This is a genomic window from Pseudomonas sp. AC355 (assembly GCF_979258205.1).
The window spans coordinates 5,068,826-5,085,537 of the sequence record NZ_OZ409843.1 but is presented as its reverse complement, the minus strand read 5'-3'; the positions used below and the strand labels follow the sequence as shown (position 1 = coordinate 5,085,537).

Genomic DNA, 16,712 nt, shown 5'->3' with positions numbered 1-16,712 from the left:
CCGGCAGGCCGTTGTCGTTTGTGGCCAGCCTGTTTGTTATCCCGGCCCGGCACGCAGTATCCTCGAAGCTCCTCACATGATCGGGCCCCTGCAAATGGACGTGAGCAAGACCAAGACCAGTTTCTACCGCCGCCTCTACGTCGCCTGGCTGATCGACAGTGGCGCCGCCGATAGCGTGCCAGCCCTGATGGCCGCCACCGGCATGCCACGGCGCACCGCCCAGGACACCCTGAGCGCGCTGGAGGAGCTGGATATCGACTGCCAGTTCCAGCAGCAGGACGGCGAGCGCAACAACGCCGGTCACTACGTGATCCGCGACTGGGGCGCCATCGACAAACGCTGGATCGCCGCCAACCTGCAGCAGATCAAGGCTGTCCTCGGCTATCCCTGAAACACTGCAGGAAACTCATACGATCTCGCGCTAAGGCCTGAGTAACGGCCAAGGCAGCAGATCGGGGCAAGGAGCCAGAATGACCTTCGACTTATTCATGGTGCTCGGCCTGCTGTTCAGCGCAGTGGTGCTGTTCGTCATCAACAAACCGCGCATGGACGTGGTCGCACTGATGATCATCGTCGCCCTGCCGATCACGGGCGTGCTCAGCATCCAGGAAACCCTGGCCGGCTTTAGCGACCCCAGCGTGATCCTGATTGCCGCGCTGTTCGTGATCGGCGAAGGCCTGGTGCGTACCGGAATCGCCTACCGCCTCGGCGACTGGCTGGTGGCCAGGGCCGGCAGCAGTGAAACCCGTCTGCTGGTCTTACTGATGGTGGCAGTAGCCGGACTCGGTTCGGTGATGAGCTCTACCGGCGTGGTGGCTATCTTCATCCCGGTAGTGCTCGGTGTGGCGGCGCGGCTGAAGATCGCCCCGGGCCGATTGATGATGCCGCTGGCGTTCGCCGGCTTGATCAGCGGAATGCTGACCCTGGTGGCCACGCCGCCGAACATGGTGGTGCACAGCGAGCTGCTGCGCGCGGGCCTGCCGGGCTTCGACTTCTTCAGCTTCACGCCCATCGGGCTGACCGTGCTGGTGCTTGGCGTGCTCTACATGCTCGCCACACGTCGCTGGCTGCAACGTGACGTCGATGGCGACGCATCGGCAGCGCCGCGCCTGACCCTTGGCGATCTGGCTAACAGCTACCGCCTCCACGAACGCGAACGGCGCCTGCGCGTACGCGCCGACTCACCACTTGCCAACCAGGCGCTGGACGAGCTGCACCTGCGCTCGCAGTACGGCATCAACGTGATCGCCGTGGAGCGTCAGCGGCAGTTCCGCAACCTGCTGCTGATGGCCACCGGCAATACTCAACTGCAGCCCGGCGACGTGCTGCTGGTCGACCTGGCCAGCCCGGCCATCGCCCTGCTTGGCGCCTATCAGGAGTTGGGCCTGGAAGCGTTGCCGCTGCGCAATTCCTACTACAGCGTGCACTCCCACGAGTTGGGGCTGGCCGAAGTGGCGTTGCCGCCGGAATCGCAGCTGCCGGGCAAGACCATTCAGGAGCTCGGTCTGCGCAGCCGCTACAAGCTCAACGTGGTTGGCCTGCGCCGTCACGGCCAGGCGCTCGAAGGCCTGCTGGTGGATGAGAAGCTGACCCATGCCGACACCCTGCTGGTGGCCGGCAGTTGGAAGCGTATCCATCACCTGCAAAGCCTCAATCGCGACTTTCTGGTACTCAGCCTGCCCGCCGAGGTCGATGAGGTGGCCCCCGCCGTGCGCCAGGCGCCCTATGCGCTGCTGAGCCTGGCGGTGATGGTCGGTCTGATGATCAGCGGCCTGGTGCCCAACGTCATGGCCGCACTGATCGGCTGCCTGCTGATGGGCGCCTTCCGCTGCGTCGACATGCCCAGTGCCTACCGGTCGATCCACTGGCCGAGCCTGATCCTGATCGTCGGCATGCTGCCCTTCGCCCTGGCCCTGCAGAAAACCGGAGGAATCGACCTGGCGGTCAACGGCCTGGTCGGGGCGCTTGGCGAAGCCGGGCCGCGCGTAATTCTCGCCAGCCTGTTCGCCGTTACCGCCCTGATCGGCCTGTTCATCTCCAATACCGCAACAGCGGTGCTGATGGCCCCGGTGGCGATCGCCACGGCCCAGGCGCTGGGCGCCTCACCCGTACCCTTCGCCATGACCGTCGCCCTGGCAGCCTCGGCCGCGTTCATGACGCCGATCTCGTCGCCGGTTAATACCCTGGTGCTTGGGCCGGGCCAGTACCGTTTCGGGGATTTCGTGCGCATCGGCGTGCCGTTCACCATCCTGGTGATGATCGTCAGCGTGGTGATGGTGCCGTGGATATTTCCGCTCTAGCTCACGGAAAAGACAGCAGCGGGATTAAAGGCGGGAGCGGCCGTTCGGTGTGGACAGGTGATCAGATCGTTCCTCACGCTCCGCGTGGGAATGCATTGGACGCTCTGCGTCCCCGCAGGCTAGGGAAGCGGGCGCAGAGCGCCCTGGCCCAGGCTCCCACGCTGGAGCGTGGGAGCAATCAACAAAAGAGCGTCAGCTACGCGCCCCGATCCACCCTAAGGGATGAGCGACCGCTATCCCCTTGAAACCGTCCGCTATGCCGCGCGGAAGAATCGACGTTTGGCGCGGCTCAACCAGCCATCTTCGCTCCTGTCGGCGGCCAGGCGGCGCAGGTTTTCGGTGACTGCGGCCACGTAGTTCTGGTCGTCGTTGCGGATATGCCCGAACAGCCAGCGCCCGAGCAGGCTGCGCAATTCATCGCAGACGTCTTCGCCCTGCTTGAATCGCGTGCGGTAGTCGTCGACCCGCTTGATGAAAATGTCGTGCACCCGCTTATGGGCCTTGGTGAAGACGTAGCCGGCCTCCTCGAGCATCGCTTCCTCGAAGGCGAAGTGCGAGGTGGTGTAATCCACCAGTTCCTCGATCACCAGCGCCACGCCCTCGCGGGCGCCATTCTGCTGCGCGACGTACAACTCATTGATCATGTCGACGATGCGCCGATGCTGGCCGTCGATCACCGCGATTCCGGTGTTCAGGTCATCGGTCCATCTGAGATAGGCCATGTCCGGCCTCCCTGTCATTTCCCTAGATGCAGCCAGTCTAGGGCTGAGCAGTCAGCAGCCCTTTGACCTGGGTCAGTGCGCATCCCGACACTTGAGGGCGGCTGGCAGCGGTTTTCCGATGGTTCTGTAAAAAGCCGGCAAGCACGCCGCTACCGCCTGTGGGAAAATGCGCGCCTCGCCCTTTCCGTGATCCATCAGCATGCCCGCCAAACGCCCACCGAAATCATCCGCCCCCTCAGCCGACAAGGGCCAGTTGCATCCGCGCAACCGCCATCAGGGGCGTTATGACTTTCCGGCGCTGATCAAGACCAGCCCGGAACTGGCAGCGTTCGTGATCATCAATCCGTACGGCAAGGAGAGCATCGATTTCGCCAACCCGGCGGCGGTCAAGGTATTCAACCGCGCCCTGCTCCGGCAGTTCTACGGAATCACGCACTGGGACATCCCGGCGGACTACCTGTGCCCGCCCATTCCCGGGCGCGCGGATTATCTGCATTACCTGGCCGATTTGCTGGCCAGCGACAATGCCAGCGAGATCCCCAGAGGCGCGGCGGTGCGGGCGCTGGATATCGGCGTGGGTGCCAACTGCATCTACCCGCTGCTCGGCAACCGCGAGTACGGCTGGCATTTTCTGGGGGCCGACATCGCGCCTCAGGCAATCGCCTCGGCGAAGGCCATCGTGCAGTCGAATCCCGGCCTGAGCGAACAGATCGAATTGCGCCTGCAGCCGGATGCGGGGCATGTGTTGAGCGGTTTGCTGGCCCCTGAAGAGCGCTTCGAGCTGACCCTGTGCAACCCGCCCTTCCATGCCTCGGCAGACGAAGCCGCCAGCGGCAGTAAGCGCAAATGGCGCAACCTCGGCAAGCTCGAACCCAAACGCAAGCTGCCGGTGCTGAACTTCGGCGGCCAAGCTGCTGAACTGTGGTGCCCTGGCGGCGAAGCGGCGTTCGTCGCCAGGCTGATTCGCGAAAGCGCCGACCACCGCGAGCAGGTGCTGTGGTTCAGCACGTTGATTTCCAAATCCGGCAACCTGCCCGGTGTGTACGCCACGCTGAAGAAAGTCGGCGCCCTGGAAACGCGCACCGTGGAAATGAGCCAGGGCCAGAAGCAGAGCCGCTTCGTGGCCTGGACGTTCCACGATGCCGAACAGCGTCAGCGCTGGCTGCAGGCTCGTTGAAATTGCTGGGGCCTGGACACAAGCGCCCTCAGCGGCACAGGCACACCGTTAACGAATGCGAGCTAGAACCTTGATCGGCGCATCAACATCAGCGCCAGCGCGGCCAGCCATAGCAGCGACACCCCGTAATTGATGCGTTGATAGAGGCCGAAACCCTGCCCGCTTTGCACGGCGGCCGCCATCAACGGCAGGGTGCCGAGCGCCACTAGCGTGCACAGCAGAGAGAACCAGGAAAACCGCCGGGAGCCGAGTAGGCGGCGACCCAGATAGACCCACAGTGCACTGGCAAGCAACAGACTGAGCGCCATGACCAGCCCCGCCAGGTTATGCAGGTTCTGGCTGGTCGACGGGCTTTGCGGCGCACAACCTGCGTCACAGGCGAAGTAGCCGGTGCCGAAGCTACCCAGGCCGTGGAGGATGATCAGCACGCCACTGAAGCGCGCCCAATGGTTATCGAAGCTCAGCAGCACGGCGACGCCGAACAGCATGAACAGCGCACCCAACGGGAAGTTGTTGATCAGCGGCGAGATGAATTGAGTGGGTGCACCTTCGGCGCCGAGCAGGCTCATGGCCTGATCGAAGTGGCTATAACCGGGATAAAGCGCGCCAGCCAGAGCCACGCCAAGCGCCAGCCAGAGAGGCGTGATGAGGCCAGCTAGATAACCAAGGGTCAATGTCCTGTGCGACTGCATGCGAATGTCCTTTTGCGCCAGTGGAGTACCAGGCATTGACGCAGCCGATCCTTAAACGGGCACACCCGAACACCGAGCCTATTGCCGCTGCCCGTCGACTGCGACACGCGAACTGCAGCCTGACGAGCGTTTTTCGTCCATAATCGCCGCCCTCGAAAAGCTGCCGGGTGACCTCCGGCCCTGATAGGTAGACTTCACATGCTGCGCATCACCGAACTGAAACTGCCCCTCGACCATGCGGACGACGCGTTGCGCCCTGCCCTGGTCGAGCGCTTGGCTATCGAAGACAGCGAACTGCTCGAGTTCAGCGTGTTCAAGCGCAGCTACGATGCCCGCAAGAAGTCCGGCGACATGCCCTTCATCTATACCATCGACTTCAGCGTGCGCGACGAAGCGGCGCTGCTGGCGCGCCTGAACAACGACCGCAACCTCGGCATCGCCCCGGACGTGCGTTACAAGCCGCTGAGCATTCCTGCAGAACAACAACCGCAACAGCGCCCGCTGGTGATCGGTTTCGGCCCTTGCGGCATCTTTGCTGCCCTGCTGCTGGCACAGATGGGTCTCAAGCCGATCGTCCTCGAACGTGGCAAGGAAGTGCGCCAGCGCACCAAGGACACCTGGGGTCTGTGGCGCAAGAACGTGCTCGACCCGGAGTCCAACGTGCAATTCGGCGAAGGCGGCGCAGGCACCTTCTCCGATGGCAAACTGTATAGCCAGATCAAGGATCCGAACCACTACGGCCGCAAAGTGCTCGAGGAATTCGTCAAGGCTGGTGCGCCGGAGGAGATCCTCTATGTCAGCAAGCCGCATATCGGTACCTTCCGCCTGACTGGCGTGGTCGCCAGCATGCGTGAAGAGATCAAGGCACTGGGCGGCGAAGTACGCTTTCAGCAACGTGTCAGTGATGTGCTGATCGAAGACGGTCAACTGGTCGGCGTGGAACTGGAGAACGGCGAACAGGTGCACAGCCGCCACGTCATCCTGGCCCTCGGCCACAGCTCGCGGGACACCTTTCGCGCGCTGCACAAGCGCGGCGTGTTCATGGAAGCCAAGCCCTTCTCGGTGGGTTTCCGGATAGAACACCCGCAGTCGCTGATCGACCGCGCCCGCCTCGGCAAATACGCCGGTCACCCGAAGCTTGGCGCAGCCGACTACAAGCTGGTGCACCACGCCAAGAACGGCCGTTCGGTGTACAGCTTCTGCATGTGCCCGGGCGGCACCGTGGTCGCTGCCACCAGCGAGGCGCATCGAGTGGTGACCAACGGCATGAGCCAGTACTCGCGCAACGAGCGTAACGCCAACGCTGGCATCGTCGTCGGCATCACCCCGGAGCAGGACTACCCGGGTGGCCCGCTGGCAGGTATCGAGCTGCAGGAGCGTCTGGAGTCCCATGCCTACGTGCTGGGCGGCAGCAATTACGAAGCACCGGGACAGTTGGTAGGCGACTTTATCGCTGGCAAACCGAGCGAAGCTCTGGGCAGCGTCGAGCCGTCCTACAAACCGGGAATCAAGCTGGGTGATCTGGCAGCGGCGCTGCCGGATTTCGCCATCGAGGCGATCCGTGAGGCACTGCCGGCCTTCGGCAAGCAGATCAGGGGCTTCGATCTGCACGATGCGGTGCTTACCGGCATCGAAACCCGTACCTCCTCGCCGCTGCGTATCACCCGCGGTGAAGACCTGCAGAGCCTCAACGTGCGTGGTCTGTTCCCGGCAGGCGAAGGTGCAGGTTACGCCGGCGGCATTCTCTCCGCCGGTGTCGATGGCATCCGCGTTGCGGAAGGCGTGGCACGAGCACTACTGGCCGACTAGGCGGATTGCCAGCGGCACAAGGTAGTACGCTGCGAGCCGTTGGGCCGGCGTTCGGGATCATCGTAACGGCTGATCTCGACGAACCCGGCCTTGCGCATCATGCCCGCCGAGGCCGCGTTCTCTTCATGGCGGTCGATATAGATATCGCTGATGCCCTCGCTGCGGATATCCGTCACCACCTGGCGCAGTAACGCCGAACCCAGCCCGCGCCCCGCCATGTCCCTATGGGTAACGGCTTCGCAAATATAGGCATGCTCGTCATCGCTTCGGCTCAGGGGCTGATACTCATGGAACCAGGTGGTACGCACGTGGCTGACGAACCCCAGCAGCCCACCCTCACCTTCCGCCAACAACGCCCGCGTGCTGCCATCGGCGATGCCCTGCAAATGGGCAGTCACCTCTGCGTACGGTAAATGATTCCAGGTATTGGGGCCGTGTTCGAAGATCAGCGCACAGAGCGCTTCGATGTCAGCGGCGGTCGCCGTACGTGGTTGCCACTGCATCTGCCAGGCCTCCCTCAGGGATAGTGCTGATGCAGTGTAGGCGTGATGCAGAGCCGCCGACAGACACAGTCAGGCGGCAAACGGGCAGCCCAGTTCAGGACTCCCAAGGCCGCCCGCGAGTACGACGCACCAGCTTGACCTTCTGCTGCATCGCCGCCTTGGCGAGCATGTGGGCACTGACCGGGGCGGTGATGAACAGGAACATGACGATCAGCAGTTCGTGGAAGCTCAGGCCTTCCTCGTGATTACCGAAGAAGATCATCGACGCCACTATCATACTGCCCACCCCCAGCGTGGTGGCCTTGGTCAGGACCGTGCAGGCGGGTGAAGAAGTCCGGCAGACGGTACAGGCCGATGGCGCCGATCAGCGCAAACGAGCAGCCGACCAGCAGAAAAAACGCCACCAGTGCTTCGATCCAGAATGGCATGGCAATACGCTCCTCAGTCGATGATCTCGCCGTGCAGCAGGTGTTTGCCTACTGCCACGGTGCCGACGAAACCCATGATGGCGATCAGCAGCGCCGCCTCGAAAAACAGATCCGACTTCAGCCAGATGCCGAATATCACGATCAACGCCAAGGCATTGATGTACAGCGTATCCAGGGCCAGAACCCGATCCGGCATGTCAGGACCTTTGACCAGGCGAATCACGTTGAGCAGGACAGCGACGCCGAGCAGCGCCAAACACAGAGGTATCACGTAGGCGAGCATTCGAAAATCTCCATCAGCGGGGCTTCATAGCGCAACTTGACCTGGGCGATCAGTGCCTCGCTATCAGCCACGTCCAGGCCGTGTAGCAGCAGGATTTTATGGTCACCGCTGAGGCCGGAGGACACGGTTCCGGGGGTCAGCGATACGATGCAGGCAAGTACCGAGAGCATGAATTCGTTCTCGATGGCCATTGGCACCTCGACGAAGGCAGGACGCAACTTGCGCGTGGGGCCCAGCACCAATCGCGCGACATGCAGATTGGCGAGCACGATGTCCCAGAGCACCATCAGCAGGTAACGACACAGCAACAAAGGCCGGCGCAGCCGCGGCACGTCGAGCATGAAATCGCGACACAGCAGCGCGATGCCCCAACCAAGGAATGCGCCCAGCAACAGGTGACCGAAACTCGGGGAGTTGACCAGTAACAGCCAGATCACCGTAAGCAGCACGATGAGCATGGGGTTGGGGAACCATCTGGATAGGCTCATACAGCACCTCCGCGCACGATCTGCAGGTAGCTATCGACATCCAGTAACTGCTGCGCAGCGGCCTGCACGTACGCATAGATCGGTTGCGCCGCAACGACCAGAAGCGGCCCGCCCGCCAGCAGGCCGATGGCCGCGAGGGCGCGAACCCAGTCGAATTCGGCAGCCGACGCCGGTTCCCCGCTGCAGCGCCAGAACAGCGTGCTACCGGCGCGCGCCAGGGCGATCACCATGCCTAGCCCACCGACCAGCACCACAGGCCAGAGCACCAACGCCTCGCTACCGGTTTGCACCGAGCGCAGCAACATCAGCTTGCCCAGAAAGCCCGAGAACGGCGGCAGGCCGGCAACGGAAATGGCACCGATGAAGAACAACCCACCGAGCAGTTTCGGTCGCAGCAGTTGTGGCCCTTTGCGCAGCCGCAAGCCAATCTCGCCACGCTGACGTGCCAGCAGGTCGGCAAGCAGGAACAAGCCACCGCACACCCAGGTGCTGTGTATCAGGTAATAGAGCGCGGCACTCAGGCTCTGCGCCGTGCCCAAGGCAACGCCCGCCAGCAGGGTACCGACCGAAACGATCACCAGATAGCCGATCAATCGACCCAGGCTGCGCGCGGCCAGGGCGCCGATCACACCGGCCGCCAGGGTCAGTGCAGCCAGCGGCCACAGCAGGTAGTCGACCAAGTGGGCCAGCTCGCCCGCCTCGCTGCCGAACACCAGGGTGAAGACGCGGATCACCGCATACAGACCAACCTTGGTCATGATCGCGAATAGCGCGGCCACTGGCGCCGTGGCGGCCGCATAGGCGTTGGGCAACCAGAAATACAGCGGCAGGATGGCGCCCTTGAGGCCGAACACGATCAGCAGCAGGTAGCCGGCAGCAGCGATCAGCGGCTGACGGTCGGCATCGGCGTCGGCAACCTTCAGCGCCAGATCCGCGATGTTCAGGGTGCCGAGCAAGCCATAGAGCATGCCCACGCCGATCAGGAAGAACGACGAGGCCACCAGGTTGAGCACCACATAATGCATGCCCGCCTTGATCCGCTTCGGGCCACCGCCATAGACCAGCAGCGAGTAAGAGGCGATCAGCAGAATTTCGAAGAACACGAACAGGTTGAACAGATCGCCGGTAAGAAACGCACCGTTGATACCGAGCAACTGGAACTGCATCAGAGCGTGGAAGTTCGGCCCGCGCTCATCGTCGCCACGCACGGCATACAGCATGGCGAAACTGGCCAGCACCGCGGTGACCAGCAACATCAGCGCCGCCAGCCGGTCGAGCAGCAGCACGATGCCGAAAGGTGCCTGCCAGTTGCCTAGGGCATAGACCTGCAGTGCACCGGCGTCCGCTTGCACTACCAGCCAGACGCTCAGTGGCAACAGTGCCCAGGTGGCCAGCAGGGAAATCCAGCGCTTGGCCGTCAGCGACAACTGTGAGCGAACCAGCAGCAGGCTGCCGGTGAACAGCGGTATGAGGATGGGCAGGATCAACGCGTGATTCATCAGCGCGGCTCCTCCCCATCCACATGGTCGGTACGCAGCTCGCCCAACGCGCGCAGCGACAGCACCACAACGAACGCAGTCATGGCGAAACCGATGACGATGGCGGTGAGCACCAGCGCCTGGGGAATCGGGTCACCGTGTTCGCTGCTCTTGCCGATCACCGCCGGCACACCGGTACCCAGACGGCCCATGGCGAACAGGAACAGGTTGACCGCATAGGAGATCAGAGTGAGGCCCATGACCACCGGGTAGATACGCGCGCGCATCAGCAAGTACACACCGCTGGCGGCCAGCACGCCCAGGGTAATGGCGAATAGCGCTTCCATCAGAGTACCTCCTTGCTCGATTCGTCCTGACTGACGTGACCGATGTTGGACAGGATCAGCAGCGTGGAGCCGACCACAGCCAGATACACGCCGAGGTCGAAAAACAGTGCGGTAGCCAGCTCGAATTCACCGATCAGCGGCAGATGGAAATGGTCGAAGGCCGAGGTCAGGAACGGCGCGCCAAAGGCCAGGCTGCCAAGGCCGGTAAGTGCGGCGATCATCACGCCAAGCCCGGCGATGCTGTGGAAGCTCCAGGGTATGCGCCGCTGCGTCCATTCGACGCCATGGGCCACGTACTGCAGGATCAGGGCGACAGCAGTGATCAGGCCGGCGATGAAGCCGCCACCAGGCAGGTTGTGCCCGCGCAGGAAGATGAAGGCCGACACCAGCAGGGCCATGGGCAGAAGCACACGGGCAATACTGTCGAGGATCATCGGGTGGCTGTCGAGCGACCAGGGCTTGCCGTTAGGGTCGTTGAGCGGATGTGGCAGGTGCAGCCCGGCCAGCAAGCCGTAGATGCCTATCGCGGCAATGGCCAGCACACCGATCTCGCCAAGGGTATCGAAACCGCGGAAGTCGACCAGAATCACATTGACCACGTTGGTACCGCCACCGCCACTGACACTGTTCTCGAGGAAGAACGAGGCGATGCTGTCGTAGGGGCGCGTCATGACTGCGTAAGCCAGCAGCGCGACGGCGATACCGGTACCACCGGCCAGCAGCACGTCACGCAGGCCACGCAGGCTGCTCGACTCCATCGGCGTACGATCCGGCATGAAGAACAGCGCCAGTACCAGCAGGATGATGGTCACCACTTCCACGGAGAGTTGGGTCAATGCCAGATCCGGTGCGGAATACCGGGCGAACGCCAGGGCCACCATCAGCCCGGCACAACTCAGGGTCATCAGCGCCTTGAGGCGATTGCGGTGGAACACCACCGTGAGCACGGCCATCACGCACAGCACCAACATGCCGAGCACGGTAATGCCATCGAATGGTGATAGCGGTATCTCACCGCCCAGCGAGTCCATCGACGACAGAGCAACGGTGATGAGCGCCAGGACGCTGCACAGCAGCAGCGCGATATAGCGTTGGAGCGAACCACTCTCAAGCAACCTGGTGACCCAGCGAGCAGCCTTTACCAGCCGGTTTATGAGCAGCTCGAACATCTCCTTGGCATCGACCTCCGGCATGCCGTTGTACCAGCGGAACAGCGGCTCGCGACAGACATAGACGATGATCCCGCCCACCAGAGCGATCACGCTCATGCCCAGCGGCAGGTTGAACCCGTGCCAGATCGACAGGCTGTAATAAGGGACTTCGCCACCCAGCGTTGCCGAGGCCGCGGAGGCCAGCAGCGGCGCCACGGTGTAGGCCGGCAGCATGCCCACCAGCAGGCAGATGAAGACCAAAACCTCCACCGGAATCTTCATATAGCGCGGCGGCTCATGGGGCGGATATTTGGGCAGATCCTTCGGCTCGCCGTTGAAGAACACATCGTGGATGAAACGCAGCGAGTAGGCGACCGAGAACACCCCGGCCAGTGTCGCGGCAGCAGGAATCATCCAGTTGAAGATACCGAGCAGATTCTGATTGAGTGTCTCGCTGAAGAACATCTCCTTGCTCAGGAAGCCGTTCAGCAGCGGCACCCCGGCCATCGCCGATGCAGCTACCATAGCCAGCACGGCAGTGTGCGGCATGTACTTCCATAGCCCCGCGATACGCCGCATGTCGCGGCTTCCGGTTTCATGGTCGATGATCCCGGCGGCCATGAACAGCGAGGCCTTGAAGGTCGCATGGTTGATGATGTGGAACACCGCCGCAACCGAGGAAATATCGGTATTGAAGCCGAACAACAGAGTGATCAGCCCGAGGTGGCTGATGGTCGAGTAGGCCAGCAGCCCCTTGAGATCGTGCTGGAACAACGCCATGCCAGCACCGAACAGCAGGGTCGCCATGCCCGTCACGCTGACCAGATAGAACCACCATTCGGTGCCGGCCAGAGCCGGGTAAAAGCGCGCCAGGAGGAACACGCCGGCCTTGACCATGGTCGCCGAGTGCAGATAGGCCGACACCGGGGTAGGTGCCGCCATCGCCTGGGGCAGCCAGAAATGGAAGGGAAATTGCGCAGACTTGGTAAACACGCCCAACAGGATCAGGATCAGCGTAACCGGGTACAGGGCGTGGTTACGGATTACATCGCCAGCCGCCAGGACCTGGGTCAGTTCGAAGCTGCCGACGATATTGCCAAGCAACAGAATCCCCGCCAGCAAGGCCAGGCCACCACCGCCCGTGACGGTCAGGGCCATGCGCGAGCCGCGACGCGCATCCGAGCTGCCACTCCAGAAGCCAATCAACAGGAACGACGACAGGCTGGTCAGTTCCCAGAACACCATCATCAACAGCATGTTTTCCGAGAGCACCACACCTAACATGGCGCCCATGAACAGCAGCAGGTAGGCGAAGAAGCGCCCCATCGGCTCCTGCTTTCCCAGGTAATAGCGGGCGTAGAGGATCACCAGCAAGCCAATGCCGAGAATCATCAAGGCGAACAGAAAACCCAGGCCGTCCAGGCGCAGGCTCAGATCCAAGCCAAGATCCGACAGCCATGGATAGCGGACGATCTGTACTTCGCCAGCGAACACCGCAGGCTGCTGCAGCCACAGCAGGATCAGCGCAGCCGCTGGCCCCATCGCAGCCGCCAGGGCACAGAGCGAGCGCCCCATGCGGTCAGCCAGCAACGGCAGAAATATGCCTAGAAATGGTAAGGCGATGATCAGCGCAAGCGCCATACACTAAACCCCTTGTACAAGCCCGTCATGCCGCCAGACGGCCAGTTAGTGTGTGCCAGAATACCGGGCGCCTGGCGTCCGGCCGATCCCTGCGATGGTGGTGTGCGTGATGCCAACCCAGCAGGCGGAGAAACCGCCCGTAGCAGTCCAACTCGGAGCATGCCAAGTCAGTTTCGATCAATCTCCGCATAAACTGCGGTCGCTCTAACTGACTGGCTAAACACCTGCGGCGTTCGACTTGTTTTTACAGTCGCGGGCCACGAGCGCGCTGACGGGGAAAGCGTCCGCGATTATGCTTAACTATCGACTGCACGTCATGGATAGAATTATTACTAAAACTATCTTCAGACGATTCCAGAGCAGTATTTCCCAAAAATATTTCAAATGCTCTAGATAGCGCTTTACCAGCGATATCACCCACAAAAAAGGCCGGATCGGCAAGCCGACCCGGCCTTCGTGCAGCGGCACTAACGACGCTCTGAGCGCCGTCAACCAAGCATCAGTTGGTCACACGGCTGGTGCCATTGACGGTCATGATGCGTACGCGCTCGCCAACGCGGAAGATCTGGTTTTCCTCAACGGCCTGCACATAGGCGCGCATGCTGCCGTCGTCTTCACGCACGGTGATTTCAACACCTTGGGTACGGGTAATGCCTTCTTCGGCTGCAGCACCCAGCAGACCACCGGCTACCGCGCCGATCACTGCGGCCACGGCCGAACCACGACCGCCACCAACGCCGCTGCCTGCCACACCACCGAGCACGGCACCCGCGCCACCACCGATTGGCGTCTTGGTGCCTTCGATTTTCACCGGACGCAGGGATTCGATGGTGCCCATGCGCACGGTCTGCACGGCGCGCGCTTCATCGCGGGAATAGCTGTCGCCGGTCAGGCTTGATGCGCAACCGCCGAGAGTGAGAGTCGCTGCGGCAAACAGGACAACGAAAATACCAGGTTTATGCATGACGATTCTCCAGACTGGACTGATAACGCTATGACAGCACGGCTGCCAGGACGGTCACGGTGAGTGCCAACAAATTGCATCACCCGTTCAGCAGCGGTACAGGAGTATAGACAGCAATCGGCCACGTTCGTCACAGTCCATATACGTCATGATCGGCTCAATCAGCAACGCGCAGCCTGCGCTAGGCGCCAGAACCTGGCGAGGTCGGCAGCCCGCGCCTCCAGCTCCTGCGCCGCCTGGGCACAGGCATGTTCAAGGCTGATCGGCCCGGGCGCCAAGCTGAAGCAGGCCTCGATACCAGCCTCACGCACCCGCTGATAACCCTCGCCGAGACTGCCGGCCAAAGCGATTACCGGGACGCCCTGAGCCTGAGCTATCCGCGCTACGCCAACCGGCGTTTTGCCGTGCAGGCTCTGGGCGTCCAGGCGCCCTTCTCCGGTAATGACCAGATCAGCTCCCTTCACCGCGCTGGCAAGCCCGGACAGCTCAGCGACCAGCTCGATGCCCGGACGAAAGCGAGCGCCGAAAAAAGCCTTGGCAGCGAAACCCAGGCCACCGGCAGCGCCAACACCAGGGAAGGTGCTGAAGTCTTCGCCAAGCGCTTCGCCGACCACTTCGGCCAAACGCGCCAATGCGGCGTCCAATTCCTTGACCTGCTCCGGGCTGGCGCCCTTCTGTGGGCCGAAGACAGCCGAAGCGCCTTGAGGGCCGCATAACGGGTTATCGACATCTGCGGCCACATCGACCTGAACATCCTGCAGACGGGGATCCAGTGCGCTGAGGTCGACGCGCTGCAGCGTGGCCAGTGCTGCCCCGCCCGGGCGCAACTCGCTGCCACCTGCATCGAGAAAGCGCGCGCCCAATGCACGCAGCAGACCGCTGCCACCATCGTTGGTGGCACTGCCACCAAGGCCGAGAATAATCCGCGTAGCACCGGCATCCAGCGCTGCACGAATCAGTTCTCCAGTGCCGTAACTGCTGGTCACCCGCGCATCACGTTGCGCACTCGGCACCCAGTGCAGACCGCTGGCAGCCGCCATTTCGATCACTGCGGTACCGTCGCCCAGCCAACCCCAGTGAGCCTGTACCGACTTACCCAACGGCCCTTGCACGCTCAATTCGCGGCGCTCGCCGCCAGTGGCTGCCAGCACGGCATCCACCGTACCTTCGCCGCCGTCGGCCATGGGGCACAAGGCGATCTCGGCATCCGGGTAAACGGCGAGCCAGCCGCGGGCGATGGCTTGGGCCACGTCGGGCGCACTCAGGCTCTCCTTGAACGAATCAGGAGCGATGACGATTTTCATGGAGACAACCTCAAAAACGGCGGAGCGCCCGCAGGCGCTCCGAAGAGAAAACGCTTACAGCAGCACCAGGCTGAGCAGCCAGACGGTGAGCATGCCGACCACGCCCTGGATAAGAGTGGCAACTGTTTGCGCACGATAAGCGACGGCCACCGGCATGCGGCTGAACTGGGTAACTACCCAGAAGAAGCTGTCGTTGGCGTGCGACACCGTCATCGCTCCCGAGCCGATAGCCATGACGGTCAGCACACGCCCCATCTCGCTATCCAGGCCGAGTTGCGACAGCAGCGGAGCAACCATCGCGGACGTGGTTACCAGAGCAACCGTGCTCGATCCTTGGGCTGTCTTCAGCGCAGCAGCGACCAGGAATGGCATGAATAACCCGACGCCCAGCGCAGAGAGGGTGCTGCCCAGGTATCCGCCCAAAGATGATGCACTCAGCACTGCACCAAACGCACCGCCCGCACCGGTAATCAGCAGAATAGGGGCGGCGGAAACGATACCCTCGGCAACCCGATCGTGAAGATTCTGGCGCTTGCCATTGCCTTTGAGCAACGTGCAGGCCAGTAGCAGACCGATCAACAGAGCGACGACCGGCTGACCGCAGAAGCGCAAGACAGCCAATACCTCGCCATCACCGAAAGGCTTGCTCGGAAAGACAGCGATGGAACCCAGACAGATCAGCAGAATAGGAACGAAGATCGGTGCGAATGCCTGCGCAGCACTCGGCAACTTTCCGTATTTGGCTCTCAGGTCAGCGAAGTCCTCGGCGCTAGGCAACGGTGTACCGTCATCCACCAGGGCGATATCCTTGCCGACGAAGCGGTTCGCCCACCACATGCCTGCCAGGGCGGTCACCATCGCAACGAACAGACCAACGGCGATCACCAGCCCCAGGCTCGACTCAAGCCCCAGATTACCAGCGGCGGCAATCGGCCCAGGCGTCGGCGGGACGAAGGTATGCGTCGCGTACAGACCGGTGGCCAGGGCCACGCTCATGGCAACAACCGATACCTTCATGCGTGCAGCCAGCGCATTTTTCAACGAGTTGAGAATGACGTAGCCGGAGTCGCAGAATACTGGAATGGAAACCAGATAACCGATGATAGACATGGTCAACGTGGGAAAGCGTTCGCCAAGCAGCTTGATCACGGTTTCAGCCATGGTAATGGCGGCGCCGCTGCGCTCGAGAATGACCCCAATGATGGTGCCAAGCACGATCACGATACCGATGTTGCCGAGAATGCCGCCAAAACCGGTGGCAATGGTCTTGATAATGTCCTGATGAGGCAGCTGATAGGCAAAACCAGCAATCAGAGCAGCCGCTAATAAGGCGAGAAAGGGATGCAGCTTAAGACGGGTGGTCGAGAGCACGATAAACGCGATCAGTGCGACCAGGATCAGAACCAGAGCCATGCCGGCGTCCTC

Annotated in this window: 15 protein-coding genes and 1 pseudogene; 4 read left to right on the top strand and 12 right to left on the bottom strand. The window is 62.3% G+C overall.

Features of this window, described 5'->3' with window-relative positions; genetic code table 11:
- Nucleotides 1-94 precede the first annotated feature (94 nt).
- Both ACZ0AI_RS23655 and ACZ0AI_RS23650 read left to right on the top strand, forming a co-directional pair.
- On the top strand, nt 95-391 hold the full coding sequence (locus ACZ0AI_RS23655; RefSeq protein ID WP_463566016.1) for a winged helix-turn-helix domain-containing protein: 297 nt from the start codon (nt 95-97) through the stop codon (nt 389-391).
- A gap of 79 nt (nt 392-470) precedes the next feature.
- On the top strand, nt 471-2,300 hold the full coding sequence (locus tag ACZ0AI_RS23650) for an SLC13 family permease (protein WP_463563946.1): 1,830 nt from the start codon (nt 471-473) through the stop codon (nt 2,298-2,300).
- 254 nt (nt 2,301-2,554) lie between these two features.
- Here the strand turns inward: ACZ0AI_RS23650 and ACZ0AI_RS23645 are convergent, their stop codons facing one another.
- Nucleotides 2,555-3,022, bottom strand: a complete 468-nt coding sequence (locus tag ACZ0AI_RS23645; RefSeq protein ID WP_463570103.1) for a bacteriohemerythrin — start codon at nt 3,020-3,022, stop codon at nt 2,555-2,557.
- 199 nt (nt 3,023-3,221) lie between these two features.
- Here ACZ0AI_RS23645 and rlmF point away from each other — a divergent pair, with 199 nt between their 5' ends.
- Nucleotides 3,222-4,199, top strand: coding sequence for a 23S rRNA (adenine(1618)-N(6))-methyltransferase RlmF (rlmF, locus tag ACZ0AI_RS23640; protein WP_463563945.1), 978 nt, complete (start codon nt 3,222-3,224; stop codon nt 4,197-4,199).
- A 62-nt stretch (nt 4,200-4,261) separates the two neighbouring features.
- Here rlmF and ACZ0AI_RS23635 read toward each other — a convergent pair whose 3' ends face one another.
- Entirely contained in the window at nt 4,262-4,891 is a 630-nt protein-coding gene (locus ACZ0AI_RS23635) for a DUF998 domain-containing protein (protein ID WP_463566014.1), read from the bottom strand.
- Nucleotides 4,892-5,089: 198 nt separating this feature from the next.
- Here ACZ0AI_RS23635 and ACZ0AI_RS23630 point away from each other — a divergent pair, with 198 nt between their 5' ends.
- Complete coding sequence (locus ACZ0AI_RS23630) at nt 5,090-6,700, top strand: NAD(P)/FAD-dependent oxidoreductase (protein ID WP_463563944.1); 1,611 nt, start codon at nt 5,090-5,092, stop codon at nt 6,698-6,700.
- Here ACZ0AI_RS23630 and ACZ0AI_RS23625 read toward each other — a convergent pair.
- From ACZ0AI_RS23625 to ACZ0AI_RS23580, 10 genes and pseudogenes are all read right to left on the bottom strand, one after another.
- Nucleotides 6,697-7,203 (bottom strand): GNAT family N-acetyltransferase, encoded by a 507-nt coding sequence (locus tag ACZ0AI_RS23625; protein ID WP_463563943.1) that lies wholly within the window; start codon nt 7,201-7,203, stop codon nt 6,697-6,699. The two genes, ACZ0AI_RS23630 and ACZ0AI_RS23625, sit on opposite strands and share 4 nt — an antisense overlap.
- 94 nt (nt 7,204-7,297) lie before the next feature.
- Nucleotides 7,298-7,631, bottom strand: a pseudogene (locus tag ACZ0AI_RS23620) (Na+/H+ antiporter subunit G).
- A gap of 13 nt (nt 7,632-7,644) precedes the next feature.
- Nucleotides 7,645-7,914: a K+/H+ antiporter subunit F gene (locus tag ACZ0AI_RS23615; protein WP_463563942.1), complete on the bottom strand. Its 270-nt coding sequence runs from the start codon at nt 7,912-7,914 to the stop codon at nt 7,645-7,647.
- Nucleotides 7,899-8,402, bottom strand: coding sequence for a Na+/H+ antiporter subunit E (locus ACZ0AI_RS23610; protein ID WP_463563941.1), 504 nt, complete (start codon nt 8,400-8,402; stop codon nt 7,899-7,901). Before ACZ0AI_RS23610 ends, ACZ0AI_RS23615 begins: the two co-directional genes overlap by 16 nt.
- Nucleotides 8,399-9,901, bottom strand: a complete 1,503-nt coding sequence (locus tag ACZ0AI_RS23605) for a monovalent cation/H+ antiporter subunit D (RefSeq protein ID WP_463563940.1) — start codon at nt 9,899-9,901, stop codon at nt 8,399-8,401. Before ACZ0AI_RS23605 ends, ACZ0AI_RS23610 begins: the two co-directional genes overlap by 4 nt.
- The gene (locus ACZ0AI_RS23600; protein ID WP_042555263.1) at nt 9,901-10,227 is read right to left on the bottom strand and encodes a Na+/H+ antiporter subunit C; all 327 of its coding nucleotides are present in this window, start codon (nt 10,225-10,227) and stop codon (nt 9,901-9,903) included. Before ACZ0AI_RS23600 ends, ACZ0AI_RS23605 begins: the two co-directional genes overlap by 1 nt.
- Entirely contained in the window at nt 10,227-13,019 is a 2,793-nt protein-coding gene (locus ACZ0AI_RS23595) for a monovalent cation/H+ antiporter subunit A (protein WP_463563939.1), read from the bottom strand. Before ACZ0AI_RS23595 ends, ACZ0AI_RS23600 begins: the two co-directional genes overlap by 1 nt.
- Before the next feature lie 499 nt (nt 13,020-13,518).
- Complete coding sequence (locus ACZ0AI_RS23590) at nt 13,519-13,983, bottom strand: outer membrane lipoprotein (RefSeq protein ID WP_225834497.1); 465 nt, start codon at nt 13,981-13,983, stop codon at nt 13,519-13,521.
- A 161-nt stretch (nt 13,984-14,144) separates the two neighbouring features.
- Complete coding sequence (locus ACZ0AI_RS23585) at nt 14,145-15,287, bottom strand: glycerate kinase (RefSeq protein ID WP_463563938.1); 1,143 nt, start codon at nt 15,285-15,287, stop codon at nt 14,145-14,147.
- A gap of 54 nt (nt 15,288-15,341) precedes the next feature.
- Nucleotides 15,342-16,700: a GntP family permease gene (locus tag ACZ0AI_RS23580; RefSeq protein ID WP_463563937.1), complete on the bottom strand. Its 1,359-nt coding sequence runs from the start codon at nt 16,698-16,700 to the stop codon at nt 15,342-15,344.
- Between the last annotated feature and the right edge of the window lie 12 nt (nt 16,701-16,712).